Origin of the sequence: Microtetraspora niveoalba, from assembly GCF_001570405.1 — a bacterium.
Lineage (GTDB): Bacteria > Actinomycetota > Actinomycetes > Streptosporangiales > Streptosporangiaceae > Microtetraspora > Microtetraspora niveoalba.
In genome coordinates, this window is sequence record NZ_BBYM01000033.1 from 62,560 (window position 1) to 80,292 (window position 17,733).

Consider the following 17,733-nt stretch of genomic DNA (forward strand, 5'->3'; position numbering starts at 1 on the left):
GAAACCGACGTCAGGAGGGCAGCCGTGGCCGAGCGCAAGTACGGCAGGCCGGCGGCGCCGACCTCCACCACCGTTCACGGCGCCGACTGGGACAGCGAGGACCTGTCGGGCCACGAGCACGCCCAGGTCCTCTTCGTCGACGTCGACATGACCGAGGCGTTCGGGCACGGCGCCGTCTTCTCCGAGTGCACCTTCCGCAACGTCAAGTTCAACGCGTCCTCGCACACCGACGCGGCGTTCACCAACTGCACGTTCGTCCGGTGCTCGTTCTTCGACACCACCTTCACCGGCTGCAAGATGGTGGGCAGCATGTTCGACGGCTGCTCCTTCGACCTGCTCAAGGTCGAGGGCGGGGACTGGTCGTTCGCCGGGCTCCCGGGCGCCGATCTGCGCGGCGCCGCCTTCACCGACGTACGGCTGCGCGAGGCCGACCTCACCGGCGCGCGGCTCGAAGGGGCGACGTTCCGGAGGGTGGACCTGTCCGGCGCCTGGCTGCGCGCGTGCAATCTCTCCCGGTGCGACCTGCGCGGGAGCGATCTGTCCTCCGTGGACCCGCTCTCCGTCGACCTCAAGGGCGCCGTGATCGACTTTCAACAGGCCGTCGTCCTCGCCACCGCCCTCGGCCTCGACGTGCGCGCCGAGTAACCCGCGCCCGGACGGCTCGTCGTCCGCCGCCCTTTCATCGACACATATCGGGGTCCGCGACGGCACCGGGTGCCTGGATCGCCGTGAAGATCCCGCTGTCGCACCGATGCCGCGACCTCATCCGGCGGCGCCAGGACGAAGCGGCCTCCCGATCACCCCCTCGGAGAAGCGGGGTTCCCCGCAGTGCCCACCGGTAGCCGGACGACCACCTCCCATCCGGTGGCCGTGGGGCCGGCCGCGGCCGACCCGCCGAGTTCTTCGGCGCGATCGGAGATGGAACGCAGACCGAGCCCCGGGCTCCAGGTGTCCGGAGGGACGCCGTCGTCCTGGACGGTCACGACGAGCTCGCGATCGCACGAGACGCTGACCCGGCACCGTGTCGCACGGGAGTGCCGCAGCACGTTGGCGAGCGCCTCGCTGGTGATGCGGTAGGCCGCGAGTTCGACCGCCGCCGAGAGCACGGGAAGCCGTGGGGGCGCCTGGACGTCAATGGCGACGCGCTCGCCGTGGTCGCCGCGCAACGCGGCCACCTGCTGGTTGATCGCGCCGAGGAGACCGAGGTCGTCCAGCTCGATGGGACGCAGGCCGTAGACGACGCGCCGGACATGGTCGAGGGTGGCGCGCAGATCGGCGCGCACCTCACCGAGCAGGCGCACGGCCTCGTCGGGGACGGAGCGGACGAGGTTGGACGCGGCGTCGGCGCGGAAGGTGACGCTGGCCAGCGTGGGCCCGAGCCCGTCGTGAAGCTCCCGCTGCAGCCTGGCCCGTTCCGCCACGGCGGCCTCGACGGTGGCTGTGCGGGCGAGCTGCACCTGCTCCCGCAGGGTTATGGCGTGCAGGGCGACGGCCAGCGGGGTGGCGATGAGCTCCAGCGTCCTGCGGTCGGCCTCGTGAAGCTGTGACTCGCCGCGACGCAACCCCACGACGAGGGTGCCGACGACGTCTCCGCGATACCCGAGGCCGATCTCGGCCGCCGGGCCGCCGTCCGCCGTGCCGGTGGCGGCGAACCGGTCGCCCTGTGGTTCCCGCCGCAGGGCGAGCCACGGCAGGCGCAGCGCGGAGCCCGTCCTCTCCAGCACACCCGCGAGATCGTCGTCGTCTCTGAGCCCCTGTCCGATCCGCCATGCCGTACGCGCCGGGTCGGATCGGGTGCCGTGGAAGGCCCGGTCCACCAGGCGCTGCAGGAACAGCCGCAGCGGCGTGAATCCGATGGCCACGACGATCGCCGCGGCGACCGACGCGCCGCGCAGCGCACCCTCCGGGACGAGCAACGAGAATCCCGCGACGATCCCCGCATACATGGCGATGATCACCGCGATCGTCATGCCATAGAGCAGCGTTCTGGAGAGCGCCAGCCGGATGTCGAACAGCTCGTAACGGACGATCGCGATCCCGATCGCGACCGGGATCAGCACGAACGACAGCAGGAACAGGATCGGCCCGTCACCGGTGATCCAGCGCTGCCCGTTGAGTATCAGCATCGCCAGAACGGCGAGGATCAACCACAGCAGCCGCCGGCGGGTGCCCTCGTCACCGCGTACGTAGCGCAGCACGAGAGAGGCGATCACCAGCAATGTGGTGGCGACGCCGGCGACGGCCACACCGATTTCGACGGACTCGGGGACGACGAGCTCCGCAGAGAGGATCGAGGAGACATCACGCCCATCCCCGAAGGGCGATCCATCGGAGAGCACTCCGGTGCCGAGCTGGTAGACGCCGTTGACCGTGATGAGCCAGGCCACCAGCCGCCAGCGCCGGCTCGGCAGGCGGCCGTCGGGGAAGAGCAGCAGCGCCAGCAGGAAGAGCCACCCGATGCCGACCTGCCACGCCGCCGTGTACACGGTGGACAGGCCGCGCACCAGCGGCGTCGGCGCGCCCGAGCGGATGGCGTACAGCTCGGCCATGCCCGCGGCCGCGGTCGTCAGGTGACCGAGCCCGCTCACCAGGAACAACACCCCGATGACGTTGCGGGGGCGGAACCACGCGACGAACCCGCCCGAAGCCAGGAAGCCGAGCCCGATGGTGAGGTTGGTCAGCGTGTACGACTGAACGAAGATCGGCCAGGTGGTACGCGCGGCCGCGGCGAAGACGGCCGCGCACAGGGTGAGGCCCGTTCCGGCCGCCAGCGCGCCGCCCACGCCCCACCGCGCACGGCGCGGCCCCGTTACGTCCGCGCCGTGGAGATCCGCCACGCCGGACGCGTCCGGCGACGGGGCGTCACCGTCAGGCACGGCGGCCGAGCCCGGCGTCCTTGGCGATCACGATGGCCTCCGCACGGGAGGCGACCCCGAGTTTGAGAAAGATCGCCGAGATGTGGTTGCCGATCGTCTTCGGGGACAGCCCCAGCCGATGGGCGATCGCCCCGTTCGTGGCCCCGGTCGCGATCAGGTCGAGCACCTGCCGCTCACGCGGGGAGAGCGCGGGCAGCGCGGGTTCGTCCCCGCCCGCGGCGATCCTGCCCAGCACCGGCCCCGCCACGGCGCCGCTGAAGATCGCACCGCCCGCGGCGACGGCCCGGATGGCCCGCTCGATCTCGTCCTGCTCCGCCGACTTCAGCAGGTAACCGCGGGCGCCCGCCTTCAGTGCGTCGGCCACCAGCGTGTCCTCCTGGAACATGGTGAGTACGAGGACGGCGGTACCGGGGTACTCCTTGCTGATCCGGCGCGTCGCCTCCACGCCGTCCAGGACGGGCATGCGCAGGTCCATGATGACCACGTCCGGCCGGTTTATCCCGATCTCACGCAGCGCCTCGCGGCCTGTACCAGCCTGGGCGACGACCTCCATGCCCGGGAGGGTGGCCAGCAGCGCGGCGAGGCCGCGCCGGACGACCGGGTGATCGTCGGCGAGGAGCACCCGGATCGACGGGGTCTCGCCGACGGCGGGGGAGGTCATGCACGCATTATCGGCATCGGCCCGGCGCTCCGGTCCAGGGGCGTGACCCTACTGTCGCCGGGAAGTTTTCCCGGCCACCCCTGAGCGAGAAAGGGGGATCGCCTCAAGCGGCGCCGGCGGCCGAGATCGGACAGTGGCACCGGCTGCGATCGCAGCGTACGCGCCCCGATAGAAGGAGCATCCCCATGTCCACCGCCGAAGCCGCCGCACCGACCCGTCGCGCCGGCCTTCCCCTCCGCATCGGCCTCGTGCTGGGCGGACTGCTCGCCGTCGGCGACATCGTCACCTCGATCCCGCAGCTGGCCGACGACCCCGTCGTCCCCGTCGCGTACATCGTGATCAGCGTGGTCGCGCTGGCGCTGACCCCGTTCGCGTGGGGCGGCGCCGCCTGGGCGCGGTTCACCGTCATCGTGACCCGGGTGCTCTCCGCCCTGGGCGCGGTGCCCGCGTTCCTGTATCCGGGCGTGCCCGCGGGCTGGGTCGTCGCGGCCGCGGTCGGGATCGTCTTGGAACTCCTGGTCGTCGTGCTCCTGCTCGCCCGGCCGAGGTCGGCGCGATGAGCGGCCCGGCTCTCGTCGCCCGCAGCGCGGGGCGGGACACGCGTACAGCGACCAGGATCTGCTCCGCCGTCCTCATGCCGGTCGGCCCCGCGTGCGTGGCCGTCATCCGGCTGATCATCCCCGGCGGGTCGGGCGACGTCGGCGCCGAGGTCGCGGCCGACCCCGGCGCCCAGCGGCTCGTGCTGCTCCTCGGCATCCCGGCGCTGTTCACCCTCCTGCCCGGGGCGTTCGCGGCGCTACGCCTGGGGCGAAGGCACCGTCCCACGCTCACCGCGTGGACCGCCGCGTTCCTGATCCCCGGCTACCTGGCCATGACGGTGCTCGCGGCTGGGGACACCGCCGTGCTGGCCGCCACCGACATCGGCCTGGAGCCGGCGACCGTGACCAGGCTGAGCGACGAGATCCTGGGCCTGACGATGTTCGAAGGTCTCGTCTTCGTCGTCGGCCACATCGTCGGAACCGTCCTGCTGGGAATCCTCGCCTGGCGGGCGCGGCTCATGCCCCGCTGGGCCGCCATCCTGCTGCTGGTGTCCCAGCCCACGCATCTCGTGGCCATCGTCGTCGTCAACCCATGGCTCGACCTCGTCGCCTGGGGATGCACCGCGCTGGGGATGCTCTTCCTCGGCGTCCGGACGCTGCGCACCTCGAACGACGAGTGGGATCTTCCGCCGCTGCCCTCCTCGCTCACCGGCGAGCCGGCGGACGCTCGCAGCACGTGAGCCGCGGTCACAGGCGGCCGCGATCATGCTCCCGCAGGTCGTGGGGACACCGCCGAAGGGCCGTCACCCGGAGCAGACAGAAGTGCCCCCGGTGGGACTCGAACCCACACCGGAGCCCTTTTAAGGGGCTTGCCTCTGCCATTGGGCTACGGGGGCGCCGCGATCATACGTCACGGATCGCTCATCTGTAACTGGTTGGACCTTACGCCGCTTCTCCTTCTTCCGGACATGGAACGCCGAACGGCGCGCGTCCCCAGGTGGGGGCGCACGCCGTACGGGAGAGCGGGTTTACTTCTTCTTCGGCATCGTGGCGGCGGCGGCCCTGAAGTCGTCGCGCGGGTGCTCGATCTCGCCGAGCGACACCGTCTCCCTCCGGAAGAAGAGGGACAGGGTCCAGTCGGCCACGACGCGGACCTTCCGGTTCACCGTGGGCACCCGGGACAGGTGGTAGGTGCGGTGCATGAACCACGCGGGGAACCCGCGCAGCTTGACGCCGTAGACGTTGGCCACGCCCCGGTAGAGGCCGAGTCCGGCGACCGATCCGGCGTACCTGTGCCGGTAGTCCTTGAGCTGCCCGCCCCGCAGGTACGCGGTGATGTTGTCGCCGAGGACCTTCGACTGCCGTACGGCGTGCTGGGCGTTCGGGGCGCAGTACTGGCCGGCGTTGGTCATGTCGGGCACACCCGCCACGTCGCCCGCGGCGAAGGCGTCCTTGGTGGCGGCGACCGTCAGCCGGGTGGTCGTCTTGATCCGGCCGCGCTCGTCGACGGGCAGGTCACCGGAGTTGACCACCGGGCTCGGCTTGACACCCGCGGTCCACACGATCGTGGCCGACTCGAACTCGTCGCCGTCCGAGGTCTTGACCAGGCCGCCCTCGCACGACTGGAGGAACGTCTCCAGCTTGAGCTCGATGCCGCGCTCGCGGAGCTGCTCGGCGGTCCACTTGCCCATCTCCGGGCCGACCTCGGGCAGGATCCGGTCCGACGCCTCGATGAGGACCCACCTCAGGTCCTTCTTCTCGATGCTCGGGTAGTACTTGATCGCGTCCTCGGTCATGTCCTCGAGCTCGGCGAGGGCCTCGATGCCCGCGAAACCGCCGCCGACCACGACGAAGGTGAGCGCGCGGCGGCGCACGTCCTCGTCGTCGCTGGTCTCGGCCCGGTCGAGCAGCGCGATCACGCGGTTGCGCAGCGCGATCGCCTCACCGACGGTCTTGAAGCCGATCGCGGCGTCCTCGAGACCGGGGATCGGCAGCGTCCGCGAGATGGAGCCGGCCGCCATGACGATGATGTCGTACTCGATCTCGCGGGACTGGCCAGCGGCGGGCTCGAACGTCACGGTCCTGGCCTCGTGGTGGACCTTGGAGACCAGTCCGTTGAGGATGCGGATCTTGGGCAGGACCCGGCGCAGCGGCGCGACGACGTGGCGGGGGGAGATGTTCCCGGCCGCCGCCTCCGGAAGGAACGGCTGGTAGGTCATGTACGACCGGGGGTCGATGAGCGTGATCCGCACTGTCCCCTCGCGCAGCTCACGACGGAGCGTTCGCTGGAGCCGCAGGCCGGTATAAAGACCCACGTATCCACCGCCGACGATGAGGATGTGCTTTGACTTGCGGTTCACCACGGGTGCCCTTCGTGTGTAGATCGCTTGTGAAAGCATTCACAAGGCTACGTCACGCGGCCCGATCGAGACCAACCCGACCCCCTGATAACTTGTCCAGTTTTTCCGATTTTGAGAAGATCGTCGAGGTCTTCTTCTGGGAAAATCGCGTGAAATTACAGGCGTGACCGAGTTCACATTCGTGAAAGCGTTCACAAGGCCAGAGTGGCCGCCCGTGAGAACACCGCGTCGAGCATCTCGGCCGTGACTCGGCCGGTAAAGGTGTTCTGCTGGCTGGGGTGGTAGCAGCACAGGAGGTGCACCGGGCGCTCGCCGTAGGACACGACGGACTCCTCCCCGTGGCCGAACCGCGGCCTGCTGCGCGGCAGGGCGTACCCGGCCGCGCGCAACGCCGGCCACATCGCCTGCCAGGCGAACCCTCCCAGCGCGACGATCACGCGGGTGGACTCCGCCACCAGCGCCAGCTCCCTGGCCAGCCATGGGGAGCAGGTGTCGCGTTCCTGCGGCGTCGGCTTGTTCGCCGGAGGCGCGCAGCGGACCGCCGCCATCACCCGCGCCCCGATCAGCCGCTGCCCGTCCCCCGCGTGCGTGCTGGTTTCCTGCGCGGCCAGGCCCGTCCGGTGCAGCGAGGCGAACAACCAGTCCCCGCTGCGGTCCCCCGTGAAGATCCGGCCCGTACGGTTCCCCCCGTGCGCGGCCGGGGCCAGCCCGACGATGAGGATCCGGGGCTCGTCGTCGCCCCACCCCGGGACCGGCCGCCCCCAGTAGGTCTGGTCGGCGAAGGACTTGCGCTTGACGTCCGCGACCTCCTCCCGCCACTTCACGAGTGAGGGGCAGGCCCGGCAGACCGACTCCCGCGCCGTCAGCTCCGCGACCGTACGGCTCTCGCCCGCGAGCCGTACGACGTCGGCGGCGTCATGGGCGACCGGCGTGCCGGGCGCCGCCGGGTCGCCCGGCCAGCCGGATCCAGGGGGTACGAAGCTCATGCCATCGATCGTGCCAGCTCCGTGCCCGTGCTCGGGACGTCATCCCCGGTCAGGACCGGTCCGAAGGACGCGCCGACGACTCGGCGGCCTTCTTCGCGGGCTTGCCGGACGGCTCAGGAGACGGGTCCGCCGACGGCTCGGGGGACGAACCGGCAGACGGCACGGGGGAGCCCGACGCAGTGGCGGACGGCTCGGCGACTCCCTCGGGGGACGCCGGCGACGCGGACGGCGACGCCATGGCGGGATCGCAGGACATCGGGCGGCCGTTCCCGTCGTACGCGGTCTCGCCGACGTCCCGCAGCCGCAGCGGATAGGAGTTGGCCATCGGCGGCTCCCCCAAGCAGGGCCGGACGATCCGCCTGCCGTACATCTCCGGTTCGAGGGTGATCGGCCTGCCGTCCTGGTCGTAGAGCCGGACGTCGGTCAGCGCGGTGCCGTCCGCGGCGTACGGCAGGATGTTGTAGATCCCGCCGCCGTCGAACGTCGCCACGTTCCTGACCTCGACCGGCGAAGGTCCGCCCGCGTCGTATCTGACCCTGGTCTCGTACACCCCCGTGTGGTCGGCCGCGGCGACGCCGACGAGCACCGCCCACGCCGCCGCCGCGTTGGCCACGATCAGGGGCGTGCGCCGCCAGCCCGGCCCGACCCCCGCGACGGTGCGCCGGCCGAGCCAGACCGACGCCCAGATCATCAGGAGCGCGAACACCCAGCCCACCGGGTCGCCGGGGACCACGCCGCCCTCGCCGACGGCCGACAGCACGACCAGGGCCAGCGCGTAACCGCGGACCGCCCACCAGGCCGGGCGCAGCTCGGGCAGGAACGTCACGAGCTGCCGGTACGGCGTGAGCCCCAGCAGCCGGCCGTGCGCCGCGCCCAGCGCCGCGCCGGCCCGGCCGGTGAGCGACCTTCGCGTCCGGGCGGGACGGCCCCCGTAGGCGGCCCGCAGCTCGGCCGCGTACGCCTTCGGAGAACCGAGCCGCTCTTCCAGCGGCGTGTCCGACTCCGCCGCCACCTCGGCCAGATGGTCGTCGAGGTCCTCAAGCAGCTCGTCCCTGTCCTTCGCGGGCAGGTCGGCGAGTTCCGCGCGAACGGCGCGGGCGTACTCGTGCGGATCCGTCCGGGGGGTCATCCGGCACCTACCTCCTTGAGCAGGCCGTCCATGGTGGCGGCGAAGGACGTCCAGGTCCTCGCCGAGTCGGAGAGAAGCGTTCGGCCCACGTCGTTCAGGCCGTAGTACTTGCGGTGCGGCCCCTCTTCGGAGGCCACCACGTAGGAGGTGAGGGCCCCGGCCTTGAACAGCCGGCGGAGCGTGCCGTACACCGACGCGTCGCCGACGTCGTCGAGACCGGCCTCGCGCAGGCGGCGCACGACGTCGTATCCGTAGCTGTCACGGCCGTCGAGCACCGCGAGCACGGCCAGATCGAGGACGCCCTTGAGTAGCTGGCTACTGTCCACGCACCGCACAGTACTGTGCAATGCGGAATAGTCGCAACAGCGTCGCCCCGATTCCCGGAAGGGCGGGGGCGGCCGGAAAGAGCCCACGGCGAGACGGGAGCGCCCGGCCGGCCGCCCCACCGCCCCCCGGCCGGGCGAAGAGCTGCCGGGCGCGGCCGGGGTGAAGAGCTGCCGGGCGCGGCCGTTCAGGAAAGCGCGCGAGAGGAAGCGGAGGGGAGGCCCGTGAGAGGAAGCGCGGCGGAGGAATCGCCTGGCAGGAAGAGGCTCAGACGAGCGACCAGGCGATGCCGTCGAGGATGTCGTGCTCGCTCACCACGACCTCGGCGAAGCCGTACCGGCGGACGATGCGGTCCAGGATCAGCGCGCCCGCGCCGATGACGTCCACCCGGCCCGGATGCATCACCGGGATCGCCGCGCGCTCCGCGTGCGTGGAGGCGAGCAGCGCGCCCGAGACCTCGTGCACCCGCGCGGACGGGATCCGCGAGTGGTGGATCACCGTCGAGTCGTACGCGGGAAGGCCGAGGGCGATGCCCGCGACCGTGGTGACCGACCCGGCCAGGCCGACCAGGCTGCGCGCCTCGCGCACCGGCACGGCCTCCTCGACCCGGTCCATCGCCGCCTCGATGTCGGCGATCATCGCCTGTACGGCCGGCTCCTCGGGCGGGTCCCGCCGGATGTGGCGCTCGGTCAGCCGTACACACCCGATGTCGACCGACAGCGCGCCGTCCACGGCCTCCGCACCGACGACGAACTCGGTGGAGCCGCCGCCGATGTCCACGACGAGGTAGGGCGCCTCGGGGCCCAGCGCGGCCAGCCCGCGCGTGGCGCCGGTGAACGACAGACGGGCCTCCTCGGCTCCGGTCACCACCTCGGGGTCGACCCCGAAGATCTCGCGGACGCCGGCGACGAACTCGTCGCGGTTGGACGCGTCCCGCGTCGCGCTGGTCGCCACGACCCGCACCGGCATCACGTCGGCCGGGCGGGCTCCCGGCCCGCCGCCGCCGTGCTCCACGATCAGCTTCGCGTAGCCGCGCATCGCGGCGAACGTGCGCTCCAGCGCCTCGGGCGCGAGCCTGCCGGTGCGGTCCACCCCCTGGCCCAGCCGCACGATCTCCATCAGGCGCTCGACGTCGACCGGCTCCCCCGAGGCGTCCGCGGGCAGGTCGGCGATGAGCAGACGCACGGAGTTCGTGCCGCAGTCGATCGCGGCGACCCGGGTCATGACCCCTCCTCCGCGCACACGCAGGGCCCGTCCGCCCACCAGTCGGGGAGCGCGTCGAGCGCCTCCCGCCCGAACGGGTTGGCCCCCGGCACCGCCAGCTCGTGGCCGACCAGGGCGTGCAGGCACTTGACCCGCTCGGGCATGCCGCCGGCGCTCTGCATGTCGCGGGGAAGCGGCTCCAGGCCCTCCTCCTCCGCCGCCTTGTCCCGGCGCGCGACGTAGTCCTCGTGCGCCGCACGGTACGCGGCGGCCAGATCCGGGTCCTCCGCCAGCCTGGCCTGCATCCGGCGCATCAGCCCCGACGACTCCAGGGTCCCGATCGCGGACGCCGCCCTGGGGCAGGTCAGGTAGAACAGCGTCGGGAACGGCGAACCGTCGGGCAGCCGGGGCGCCGACTCCACGACGTCGGGCAGGCCGCAGGGGCACCGGTGCGCCACCGCCCGGACTCCACGCGGCGGGCGCCCGAGCTGCGCCTCGACGGCCGCCAGATCGGCCGGATCAACCACCCTCGAAACTCCTTCAGGAAGCGGCCTTCTGGCCGTCGCCGGCGTCCGCCGCCTGGACGGACTTCCAGATCGTCTCGTACCACGGGGCGACGCCGGCCTGCTTGCGCTCGGCCTTGGCGGGCGTGGTCCCCTCCTTGCCGTCGAGCAGGACGTAGCACTTGGCGCCGGGCTCGCAGTAGTGCAGCCGCTTCTTGGCGAGCTGCTTGATGTACTCCGGGTCCTCCAGCTTGCGGCGCTGGTCCTCCAGGTTACGCAGGTGCTGGAGCGCCCGCGCCTGCTCCTGCTCCAGCTCGGCGATCTGCCGGCGCTGCGCGATGTACTCCCGGAACGGGTAGGCCAGGCTCATCGCGATCGCGCACACGACGACCGCGAGGATCGCCGCGCGTCCCGTGAGCTGCGGCCGCTTCGCCAACTCCAGCCACCTCCCCGAACGCCCCGGAGGCGGGGCACCGTCCCGACGTGGGCCTCCATGCCGAACGCCGCCCGCCCCGCGCCCGAAACGCGCGTACGGCCGGCGGCGTCCGCCTGGAGACGACCTTAGCCCTGGAACCGGGGGAACGCGCCCCGGCCCGCGTACCGGGCGGCGTCATCGAGCAGCTCCTCGATGCGCAGGAGCTGGTTGTACTTGGCGACCCGGTCGGAGCGGGCGGGCGCGCCGGTCTTGATCTGGCCGCAGTTCGTCGCGACCGCGAGGTCGGCGATCGTGGTGTCCTCGGTCTCGCCGGAACGGTGGCTCATCATGCAGCGGTAGCCGCTGCGGTGGGCCAGCTCGACCGCGTCGAGGGTCTCGGACAGGGTGCCGATCTGGTTGACCTTGACCAGCAGGGCGTTGGCCGCGCTCTCGCGGATGCCGCGCCCGAGCCGCTCGGGGTTGGTGACGAACAGGTCGTCACCGACGAGCTGGACCTTCGAGCCGAGGGCGGCGGTGATGGCCTGCCAGCCGTCCCAGTCCTCCTCGTTCAGCGGGTCCTCGATGGAGACCAGCGGGTACGAGCGGACCAGGTCCTCGTAGAACGAGATCAGCTCGGCGGCCGACAGGCCCTTGCCGTCGATCGTGTAGACGCCGTCCTTGTGGAACTCGGAGGCGGCCACGTCGAGCGCGAGGGCGATGTCCCGGCCCGGGGTGTATCCCGCCTTCTCGATGGCCACGAGGATCAGGTCGAGCGCGTCGCGGTTGGACGGGAGGTTCGGCGCGAAGCCGCCCTCGTCGCCGAGGCCGGTGGCGTAGCCCTTCTCCTTCAGCACGCTCTTGAGCGAGTGGTAGGTCTCGGTGCCCATGCGCAGGGCCTCGGAGAACGTCTCGGCGCCGATCGGCGCGATCATGAACTCCTGGATGTCCACGTTCGTGTCGGCGTGCGCGCCGCCGTTCAGGATGTTCATCATCGGCACGGGCAGGATGTGCGCGTTCGGGCCGCCGACGTACCGGAACAGGGGCAGGTCGGCGCTGTCGGCCGCGGCCTTGGCGACGGCGAGCGAGACGCCGAGGAGGGCGTTGGCGCCGAGGCGGGCCTTGTTGGGCGTGCCGTCCAGGTCGATCATCGTCTGGTCGATCAGCCGCTGCTCCTCGGCGTCGAACCCGATGATCTCGTCGGCGATCTCGTCGGTCACACCGAGGACGGCCTTCTCGACGCCCTTGCCGAGATAACGCCTCTTGTCGCCGTCACGCAGCTCGACGGCCTCGAACTGGCCCGTCGAAGCGCCGCTCGGGACCGCGGCGCGGCCGGTGCTGTGATCGTCGAGAAGGACTTCGACCTCGACCGTGGGGTTGCCACGGGAGTCCAGGATCTCGCGGGCGGTAACGGCCTCGATGGCAGCCACGGATCGCTCCTAGCAAAGTCGCGGGCAGTTTGCCTCACGAGCCTATCGGCCCTTACTACCCGGTACGGCTACCGCCCCTTACGCCCGCTATGCGCGGGTCTCCCACTCCTCCACGCGGGCACGGTACGCCCTGGCCGCCGCGCGCAACTCGGCCTCCGCGTCCAGGCCGCGCTCCCCCGCGAGACGGACCAGGTCGAACAGCCGCGCGCCCAGCTCGGACGGCAGGTCGGCGGCCAGCTCGGCGGGGGCCCCGGCGCGCTCGGCGCGGCGCAGGAGCTGGGCGGCGAGGGAGAGCGCGGGCTGCCCCATCGGCACGCCGGCCACCGCCGACTCGCTGGTCCCCTTCGCCGCGCGCTCGGCGGCCTTGATGACCTCCCAGTTGTCGCTCACGTCCTCGGCCCCGGACACCCGGGTGTCCGCGAAGACGTGCGGGTGGCGGCGGACCAGCTTCTCGACGATGCCCGCCGCGACGTCGTCGATGTCGAAGCCGTCGGCGTCCGGCAGCCGCTCCTGGGCGAGCCGGGAGTGGAACATGACCTGCAGCAGCAGGTCGCCCAGCTCCTCGCGGAGCGCCGCCCGGTCGCCCTCCTCGATCGTCTCCAGGACCTCGTACGACTCCTCGACGAGGTAGGGCACCAACGACTCGTGCGTCTGCTCCCGGTCCCACGGGCACTCGCGGCGCAGCCGGTCCATCACCCGGACCAGGTCGAGCAGCCGCGCCCCGGGCAGGTCGTACGACCCGGGGAGCACCTCGATCACCGGCGGCTCGTCGAGCGCGAGGGCCGCCTGCCCGAGCGCCCGCATGAAGTCCTCCTCGCCGTCCTGCGCGGCCAGCCACACGATCGTGTCCGTACGGCCGTCGCGGGCGAGGGCGGCCGGGTCGGGCGTCACGGTCTCGACGCGGACGCCCGCCTCGGCGAGGAAGGGCAGGTAGGGGTGGTCGGCGGAGGCGGTGCGCACCGGGTGCCGGCCCAGCGCCGCCCACGCCTGCCCGGTCAGCAGCCCCGGGGCGACCCGGGGCGACGTCGTCAGGATGATCAGCGCCATGCGGTGGAGAGCCCCGGTCTACTGCCCGGCGGCGGCGCTCGCGACGGCGCCGAGACGGTCGTCGGCGACGAACCCCCGCTGCGGGTCGAACTTGCCGTACCGCGGGCTGAAGGTGACCGGAACGGCCGCCTCCGCCTCCTGGCTGACCTTGACCAGTGCGGCCTGCACGCTCTGCTCGTCGTTGCCCGCGCCCGCCTGCGCCATCAGCTTCTGCTGGATGATCAGCGCCCGGATGGTGTCGCGGCCCATGGAGAGCGGGACGCCGCCGGACAGCAGCATCTCGTCCACCTTCGCCTGGCCGCCGCGCCCGGCGATGTAGCCGTCGATCTCGCTCTCGGAGGCCGAGACGCCCTTGCGCCGGCCCAGCTCGGCGTACTGCTTCGCGTTGGCCGTGTAGTAGAGGACGACCTGCGGCACCGACATGCCGAGGTTCAGCTGCTCCTCCGCCAGCTTGTGCGCGGCGAGGTCCGCCCGGAAATCGCGCACCTTGGCGTCCAGATCGCTGGAGGAGATGCGCTCCTTGCCGACGATGGCGGCGGCGCCCGCCTGAACGGGCCCGCAGGCGCTCAGGGCGAGGCCCGCGACCGCGAGACCCGCGGCGACGGCGATCCGCACACGATACGACTTCACGTTCCGATCCTCCCGACGTTTGGGATCCTCCCGGCGAGCGGGCCAGGGAATTGTGCCGATTCTCACAGATCCGCGGGTCACTGTACCCGCAGGGGCTCGAGGAACATGGCCTCGACCAGGTCACCGCACCATTTGAGCAGGTCGAGGTCCCGCAACGGCTGCCCGCCGATGGGCTTGGTCTTGGGCACCGGCACCAGCAGCGTCTCCGTCGCCTGCTTGACGATCGACTTGGGGTAGAGGCGCTGGAGCCGCACCTGCTGGGAGTCCTTCAGCGCCACCGGGGCGAACCTGATCTGCTGCCCCTGCAGGGTCACGTCGGTGAGCCCGGCCTTGCGCGCCCGGATCCGGAAGCGCGCCACCTCCAGCAGGTTCTCGACCTCCTGCGGCGGCCGGCCGTACCGGTCGGTGAGCTCGTCGCGCACGGCCGCGATGTCGTCCTCCGAGCCGATCGCGGCGATCCGCTTGTACGCCTCCAGCCGCAACCGCTCGGACGTCACGTACGCGTGCGGCACGTGCGCGTTGATCGGCAGCTCGACCTTGACGTCGGGGCGCTCCTCCGCCTCGGCCTGGCCGGAGAGCTTGGCCCGCTGCTCCTGCACGGCCTCGGCCATCATCCGCACGTACAGGTCGAACCCGACGCCGGCGATGAAGCCGGACTGCTCCGCGCCGAGGATGTTGCCCGCGCCGCGGATCTCCAGGTCCTTCATGGCGACGTACATGCCGGCGCCCATCTCGGTGTGCTGGGCGATCGTCGCCAGGCGCTCGTGGGCGGTCTCGGTCAGCGGCGACTCCGGCGGGTAGAGGAAGTACGCGTACCCGCGCTCGCGGCCCCGGCCGACACGCCCGCGGAGTTGGTGGAGCTGCGACAGGCCGTAGTTGTCGGCCCGGTCCACGATCAGCGTGTTGGCGTTCGGCACGTCCAGCCCGGACTCGACGATCGTGGTGGAGACGAGGACGTCGAAGTTCCGCTCCCAGAAGTCCACCATGATCTTTTCGAGCTGCTGCTCGTTCATCTGGCCGTGGGCGACCGCGATGCGCGCCTCGGGGACCAGCTCGTGCAGCCGCGCCGCGACCTTGTCGATGCTGCGCACCCGGTTGTGGACGAAGAACGTCTGCCCGTCGCGCATCAGCTCGCGCCTGATCGCCGCCGCGATCTGCTTCTCGTCGTACGGCCCGACGAAGGTCAGGATCGGGTGCCGCTCCTCGGGCGGGGTGAGGATCGTGGACATCTCGCGGATGCCGGTGAGGCCCATCTCCAGGGTGCGCGGGATCGGCGTCGCGGACATGGCGAGCACGTCCACCTGCGTGCGCATGTGCTTCATGGCCTCCTTGTGCTCGACGCCGAACCGCTGCTCCTCGTCCACGATGATCAACCCGAGGTCCTTGAACCTGACCTCGGGCGAGAGCAGCCGGTGGGTGCCGATCACGACGTCGACGCCGCCGGCCTTGACCCCTTCGAGGGTCTCCTTGACCTCGGCGTCGGTCTGGAAGCGGGAGATCGGCCGAACGCTGACGGGGAAGCTCGCGAAGCGCTCGCCGAATGTGGACAGGTGCTGCTGGACGAGCAGCGTCGTCGGGACCAGCACCGCCACCTGCTTGCCGTCCTGCACCGCCTTGAACGCGGCGCGCACCGCGATCTCGGTCTTGCCGTAGCCGACGTCGCCGCAGATCAGCCGGTCCATCGGGACCGGGCGCTCCATGTCGCGCTTGACCTCGTCGATCGCCTCGAGCTGGTCGGCGGTCTCGGCGTACGGGAAGGCGTCCTCCATCTCGCGCTGCCACGGGCTGTCGGCGCCGAACGCGTGGCCCGGCGAGGCCATGCGGGCGGAGTAGAGGCGGATCAGCTCGCCCGCGATCTCCTTGACGGCCTTCCTGGCCTTGGTCTTGGCCTTGGCCCAGTCGGCGCCGCCCATGCGGTTGAGCGTGGGCGCCTCGCCGCCGACGTACCGCGTGACCTCGTCGAGCTGGTCGGTCGGCACGTAGAGGCGGTCGCCCTTGGCGTACTCGATCACCAGGTACTCGCGGGTGGCGCCCTGGACTGTCCGCTGGACCATCTCGACGTATCGGCCCACGCCGTGCTGCTCGTGCACGACGTGGTCGCCGACCTTGAGCTGGAGCGGGTCCACCATGTTGCGGCGGCGCGACGGCAGCCGCCGCATGTCCTTGGTCGACGCCTTCTGGCCGACCAGGTCGAGGTGGGTCAGCACGGCCACCTCGTCGGTCACGAACCCGTGCTCGACGCGGCCGGTCGTCACCTGGACGAGGTCGCGTACGGGCGGGCCGTCCAGGGACGGCACCAGGCGGGCCGGGACGTCCACGCCCTTGAGCAGCTCGACCATGCGCTCGGCCGGGCCGTGCCCCTCGCTGAGGAGCACCACCGCCTTGCCGCCGCCGAGCCAGCCCTTGATGTCGGCGAGCGCGCGCTGGGTGTCGCCGCGGTACGCCTCGACGTCCTGGGCGCCGACCACGGCGCCCTCGCCGAAGGGGGCGATGCTCCACCAGGGCTGGCCCAGCTCCCGCGCGTGCTCGTGAACCTCTTCCAAGGTGCGGAACGCCGCGGCCGCGAGGTCGATCGGGGCCTCGCCGCCCGCCGCCGCGTTGACCCAGGACGCCTCAAGGAACTCCTGGCTCGTGTGGACCAGCTCGGCGGCCCGGCCGCGGATGCGCTCGGGATCGCAGACGAACACCGCCGCCCTGACCGGCATGTGGTCGATCAGGAGGTCCATGCCCCCGGCGAGCACCGGGGCGAGCGCCTCCATGCCCTCGACCGGCGTCCCCTCGGCGAGCTGGTCGAGGACGTCCTTCAGCGCCGGATGTTCGTCGGCCAGCTCGCGGGCGCGGGCGCGCACCTCGGGGGTGAGCAGCAGCTCGCGGCAGGGCGGGGCGAACAGGCCGTCCTGCGCCGCCTCCAGCGAGCGCTGGTCGGCCACCCTGAACCAGCGGATCTCCTCGATCGTGTCGCCCCAGAACTCCAGGCGGAGGGGGTGCTCCTCGGTCGGGGGGAAGACGTCGAGCAGGCCGCCGCGCACGGCCACCTCACCGCGCTTCTCCACCATGTCGACGCGGTGGTAGCCGTTCTCCACGAGCCGCGCCACGATGTCGTCCAGCTCGGCGTCGTCCCCGGCGCGCAGCCGCACCGGCGCGAGGTCGCCGAGGCCGGACACGATCGGCTGCAGCAGCGACCTGACCGGCGCCACGACGACGCGCAGCGGCCCCGCCGTCGGGTCGCCCTGCACCGGGTGGGCCAGGCGGCGCAGTACGGCGAGGCGCTGGCCGACGGTGTCGCTGCGCGGCGAGAGCCGCTCGTGCGGGAGGGTCTCCCAGGCGGGGAACACGGCGACCGACGTCTCGTCGAGGAGGCTCGTCAGCCCGGCGGCCAGATCCTCCGCCTCGCGTCCGGTGGCCGTGACCGCGAGCACCGGCCGGGCGCGCGAGAGCGCCGCGACGGCGAACGGCCGCAGCGCGGCGGGCGCGACCAGGTCGGCGCCGAGGTCGGACCGGTCGAGGGCCGCCGCCAGGGTCGGTTCCGCGGCGACCAGGTCGAGCAAGCCGGAAAGTGACATGAAAAGCCCCACGATGACACGGGAACCCCCGGTCGGTGCGAACCGGGGGGCACGTGCTCAAGGCTACGCC

The 17,733-nt window shown here is 71.8% G+C and carries 16 protein-coding genes and 1 tRNA gene; 3 read left to right on the forward strand and 14 right to left on the reverse strand.

Annotated features, from left to right (window positions below; translation table 11 throughout):
* Positions 1 to 24 precede the first annotated feature (24 nt).
* Positions 25 to 645 carry a pentapeptide repeat-containing protein gene (locus AWQ70_RS28870; RefSeq protein ID WP_067182743.1) on the forward strand — a complete coding sequence of 207 codons (621 nt, stop codon included), beginning with the start codon at positions 25 to 27 and terminating at the stop codon, positions 643 to 645.
* 152 nt (positions 646 to 797) lie between these two features.
* Here AWQ70_RS28870 and AWQ70_RS28875 read toward each other — a convergent pair whose 3' ends face one another.
* On the reverse strand, positions 798 to 2,876 hold the full coding sequence (locus AWQ70_RS28875) for a sensor histidine kinase (protein WP_084517920.1): 2,079 nt from the start codon (positions 2,874 to 2,876) through the stop codon (positions 798 to 800).
* Positions 2,869 to 3,537, reverse strand: coding sequence for a response regulator transcription factor (locus tag AWQ70_RS28880; RefSeq protein ID WP_157530546.1), 669 nt, complete (start codon positions 3,535 to 3,537; stop codon positions 2,869 to 2,871). Before AWQ70_RS28880 ends, AWQ70_RS28875 begins: the two co-directional genes overlap by 8 nt.
* A gap of 185 nt (positions 3,538 to 3,722) precedes the next feature.
* Here AWQ70_RS28880 and AWQ70_RS28885 point away from each other — a divergent pair, with 185 nt between their 5' ends.
* Positions 3,723 to 4,097 carry a hypothetical protein gene (locus AWQ70_RS28885; RefSeq protein ID WP_067182746.1) on the forward strand — a complete coding sequence of 125 codons (375 nt, stop codon included), beginning with the start codon at positions 3,723 to 3,725 and terminating at the stop codon, positions 4,095 to 4,097.
* Positions 4,094 to 4,816: a DUF4386 family protein gene (locus AWQ70_RS28890; protein WP_157530548.1), complete on the forward strand. Its 723-nt coding sequence runs from the start codon at positions 4,094 to 4,096 to the stop codon at positions 4,814 to 4,816. The genes AWQ70_RS28885 and AWQ70_RS28890 overlap by 4 nt, the downstream gene beginning before the upstream one ends.
* 83 nt (positions 4,817 to 4,899) lie before the next feature.
* Here the strand turns inward: AWQ70_RS28890 and AWQ70_RS28895 are convergent.
* The 12 genes from AWQ70_RS28895 to mfd form a co-directional block, all read right to left on the reverse strand.
* Positions 4,900 to 4,972: transfer RNA gene (locus AWQ70_RS28895), tRNA-Leu, on the reverse strand.
* 132 nt (positions 4,973 to 5,104) lie between these two features.
* The gene (locus AWQ70_RS28900) at positions 5,105 to 6,475 is read right to left on the reverse strand and encodes an NAD(P)/FAD-dependent oxidoreductase (RefSeq protein ID WP_067182752.1); all 1,371 of its coding nucleotides are present in this window, start codon (positions 6,473 to 6,475) and stop codon (positions 5,105 to 5,107) included.
* Positions 6,476 to 6,627: 152 nt separating this feature from the next.
* A complete protein-coding gene (locus AWQ70_RS28905; protein ID WP_067182755.1) occupies positions 6,628 to 7,422 on the reverse strand; it encodes a uracil-DNA glycosylase in 795 nt (264 codons plus the stop codon).
* A gap of 49 nt (positions 7,423 to 7,471) precedes the next feature.
* On the reverse strand, positions 7,472 to 8,551 hold the full coding sequence (locus AWQ70_RS28910) for a DUF1700 domain-containing protein (protein ID WP_067182759.1): 1,080 nt from the start codon (positions 8,549 to 8,551) through the stop codon (positions 7,472 to 7,474).
* Positions 8,548 to 8,877: a PadR family transcriptional regulator gene (locus tag AWQ70_RS28915; RefSeq protein ID WP_067182917.1), complete on the reverse strand. Its 330-nt coding sequence runs from the start codon at positions 8,875 to 8,877 to the stop codon at positions 8,548 to 8,550. The genes AWQ70_RS28910 and AWQ70_RS28915 overlap by 4 nt, the downstream gene beginning before the upstream one ends.
* Before the next feature lie 265 nt (positions 8,878 to 9,142).
* Positions 9,143 to 10,099, reverse strand: a complete 957-nt coding sequence (locus tag AWQ70_RS28920; protein WP_067182762.1) for a Ppx/GppA phosphatase family protein — start codon at positions 10,097 to 10,099, stop codon at positions 9,143 to 9,145.
* The gene (locus AWQ70_RS28925; protein ID WP_067182765.1) at positions 10,096 to 10,605 is read right to left on the reverse strand and encodes a DUF501 domain-containing protein; all 510 of its coding nucleotides are present in this window, start codon (positions 10,603 to 10,605) and stop codon (positions 10,096 to 10,098) included. The genes AWQ70_RS28920 and AWQ70_RS28925 overlap by 4 nt, the downstream gene beginning before the upstream one ends.
* Before the next feature lie 13 nt (positions 10,606 to 10,618).
* Positions 10,619 to 11,017 carry an FtsB family cell division protein gene (locus tag AWQ70_RS28930; RefSeq protein WP_067182768.1) on the reverse strand — a complete coding sequence of 133 codons (399 nt, stop codon included), beginning with the start codon at positions 11,015 to 11,017 and terminating at the stop codon, positions 10,619 to 10,621.
* Between the two features lie 125 nt (positions 11,018 to 11,142).
* Complete coding sequence (eno, locus tag AWQ70_RS28935) at positions 11,143 to 12,423, reverse strand: phosphopyruvate hydratase (RefSeq protein ID WP_067182770.1); 1,281 nt, start codon at positions 12,421 to 12,423, stop codon at positions 11,143 to 11,145.
* 87 nt (positions 12,424 to 12,510) lie between these two features.
* Entirely contained in the window at positions 12,511 to 13,470 is a 960-nt protein-coding gene (locus tag AWQ70_RS28940) for a nucleoside triphosphate pyrophosphohydrolase (protein WP_067182773.1), read from the reverse strand.
* 18 nt (positions 13,471 to 13,488) lie between these two features.
* Positions 13,489 to 14,100, reverse strand: coding sequence for a hypothetical protein (locus AWQ70_RS28945; RefSeq protein WP_067182775.1), 612 nt, complete (start codon positions 14,098 to 14,100; stop codon positions 13,489 to 13,491).
* A 77-nt stretch (positions 14,101 to 14,177) separates the two neighbouring features.
* Complete coding sequence (gene mfd / locus AWQ70_RS28950) at positions 14,178 to 17,663, reverse strand: transcription-repair coupling factor (RefSeq protein WP_067182779.1); 3,486 nt, start codon at positions 17,661 to 17,663, stop codon at positions 14,178 to 14,180.
* Between the last annotated feature and the right edge of the window lie 70 nt (positions 17,664 to 17,733).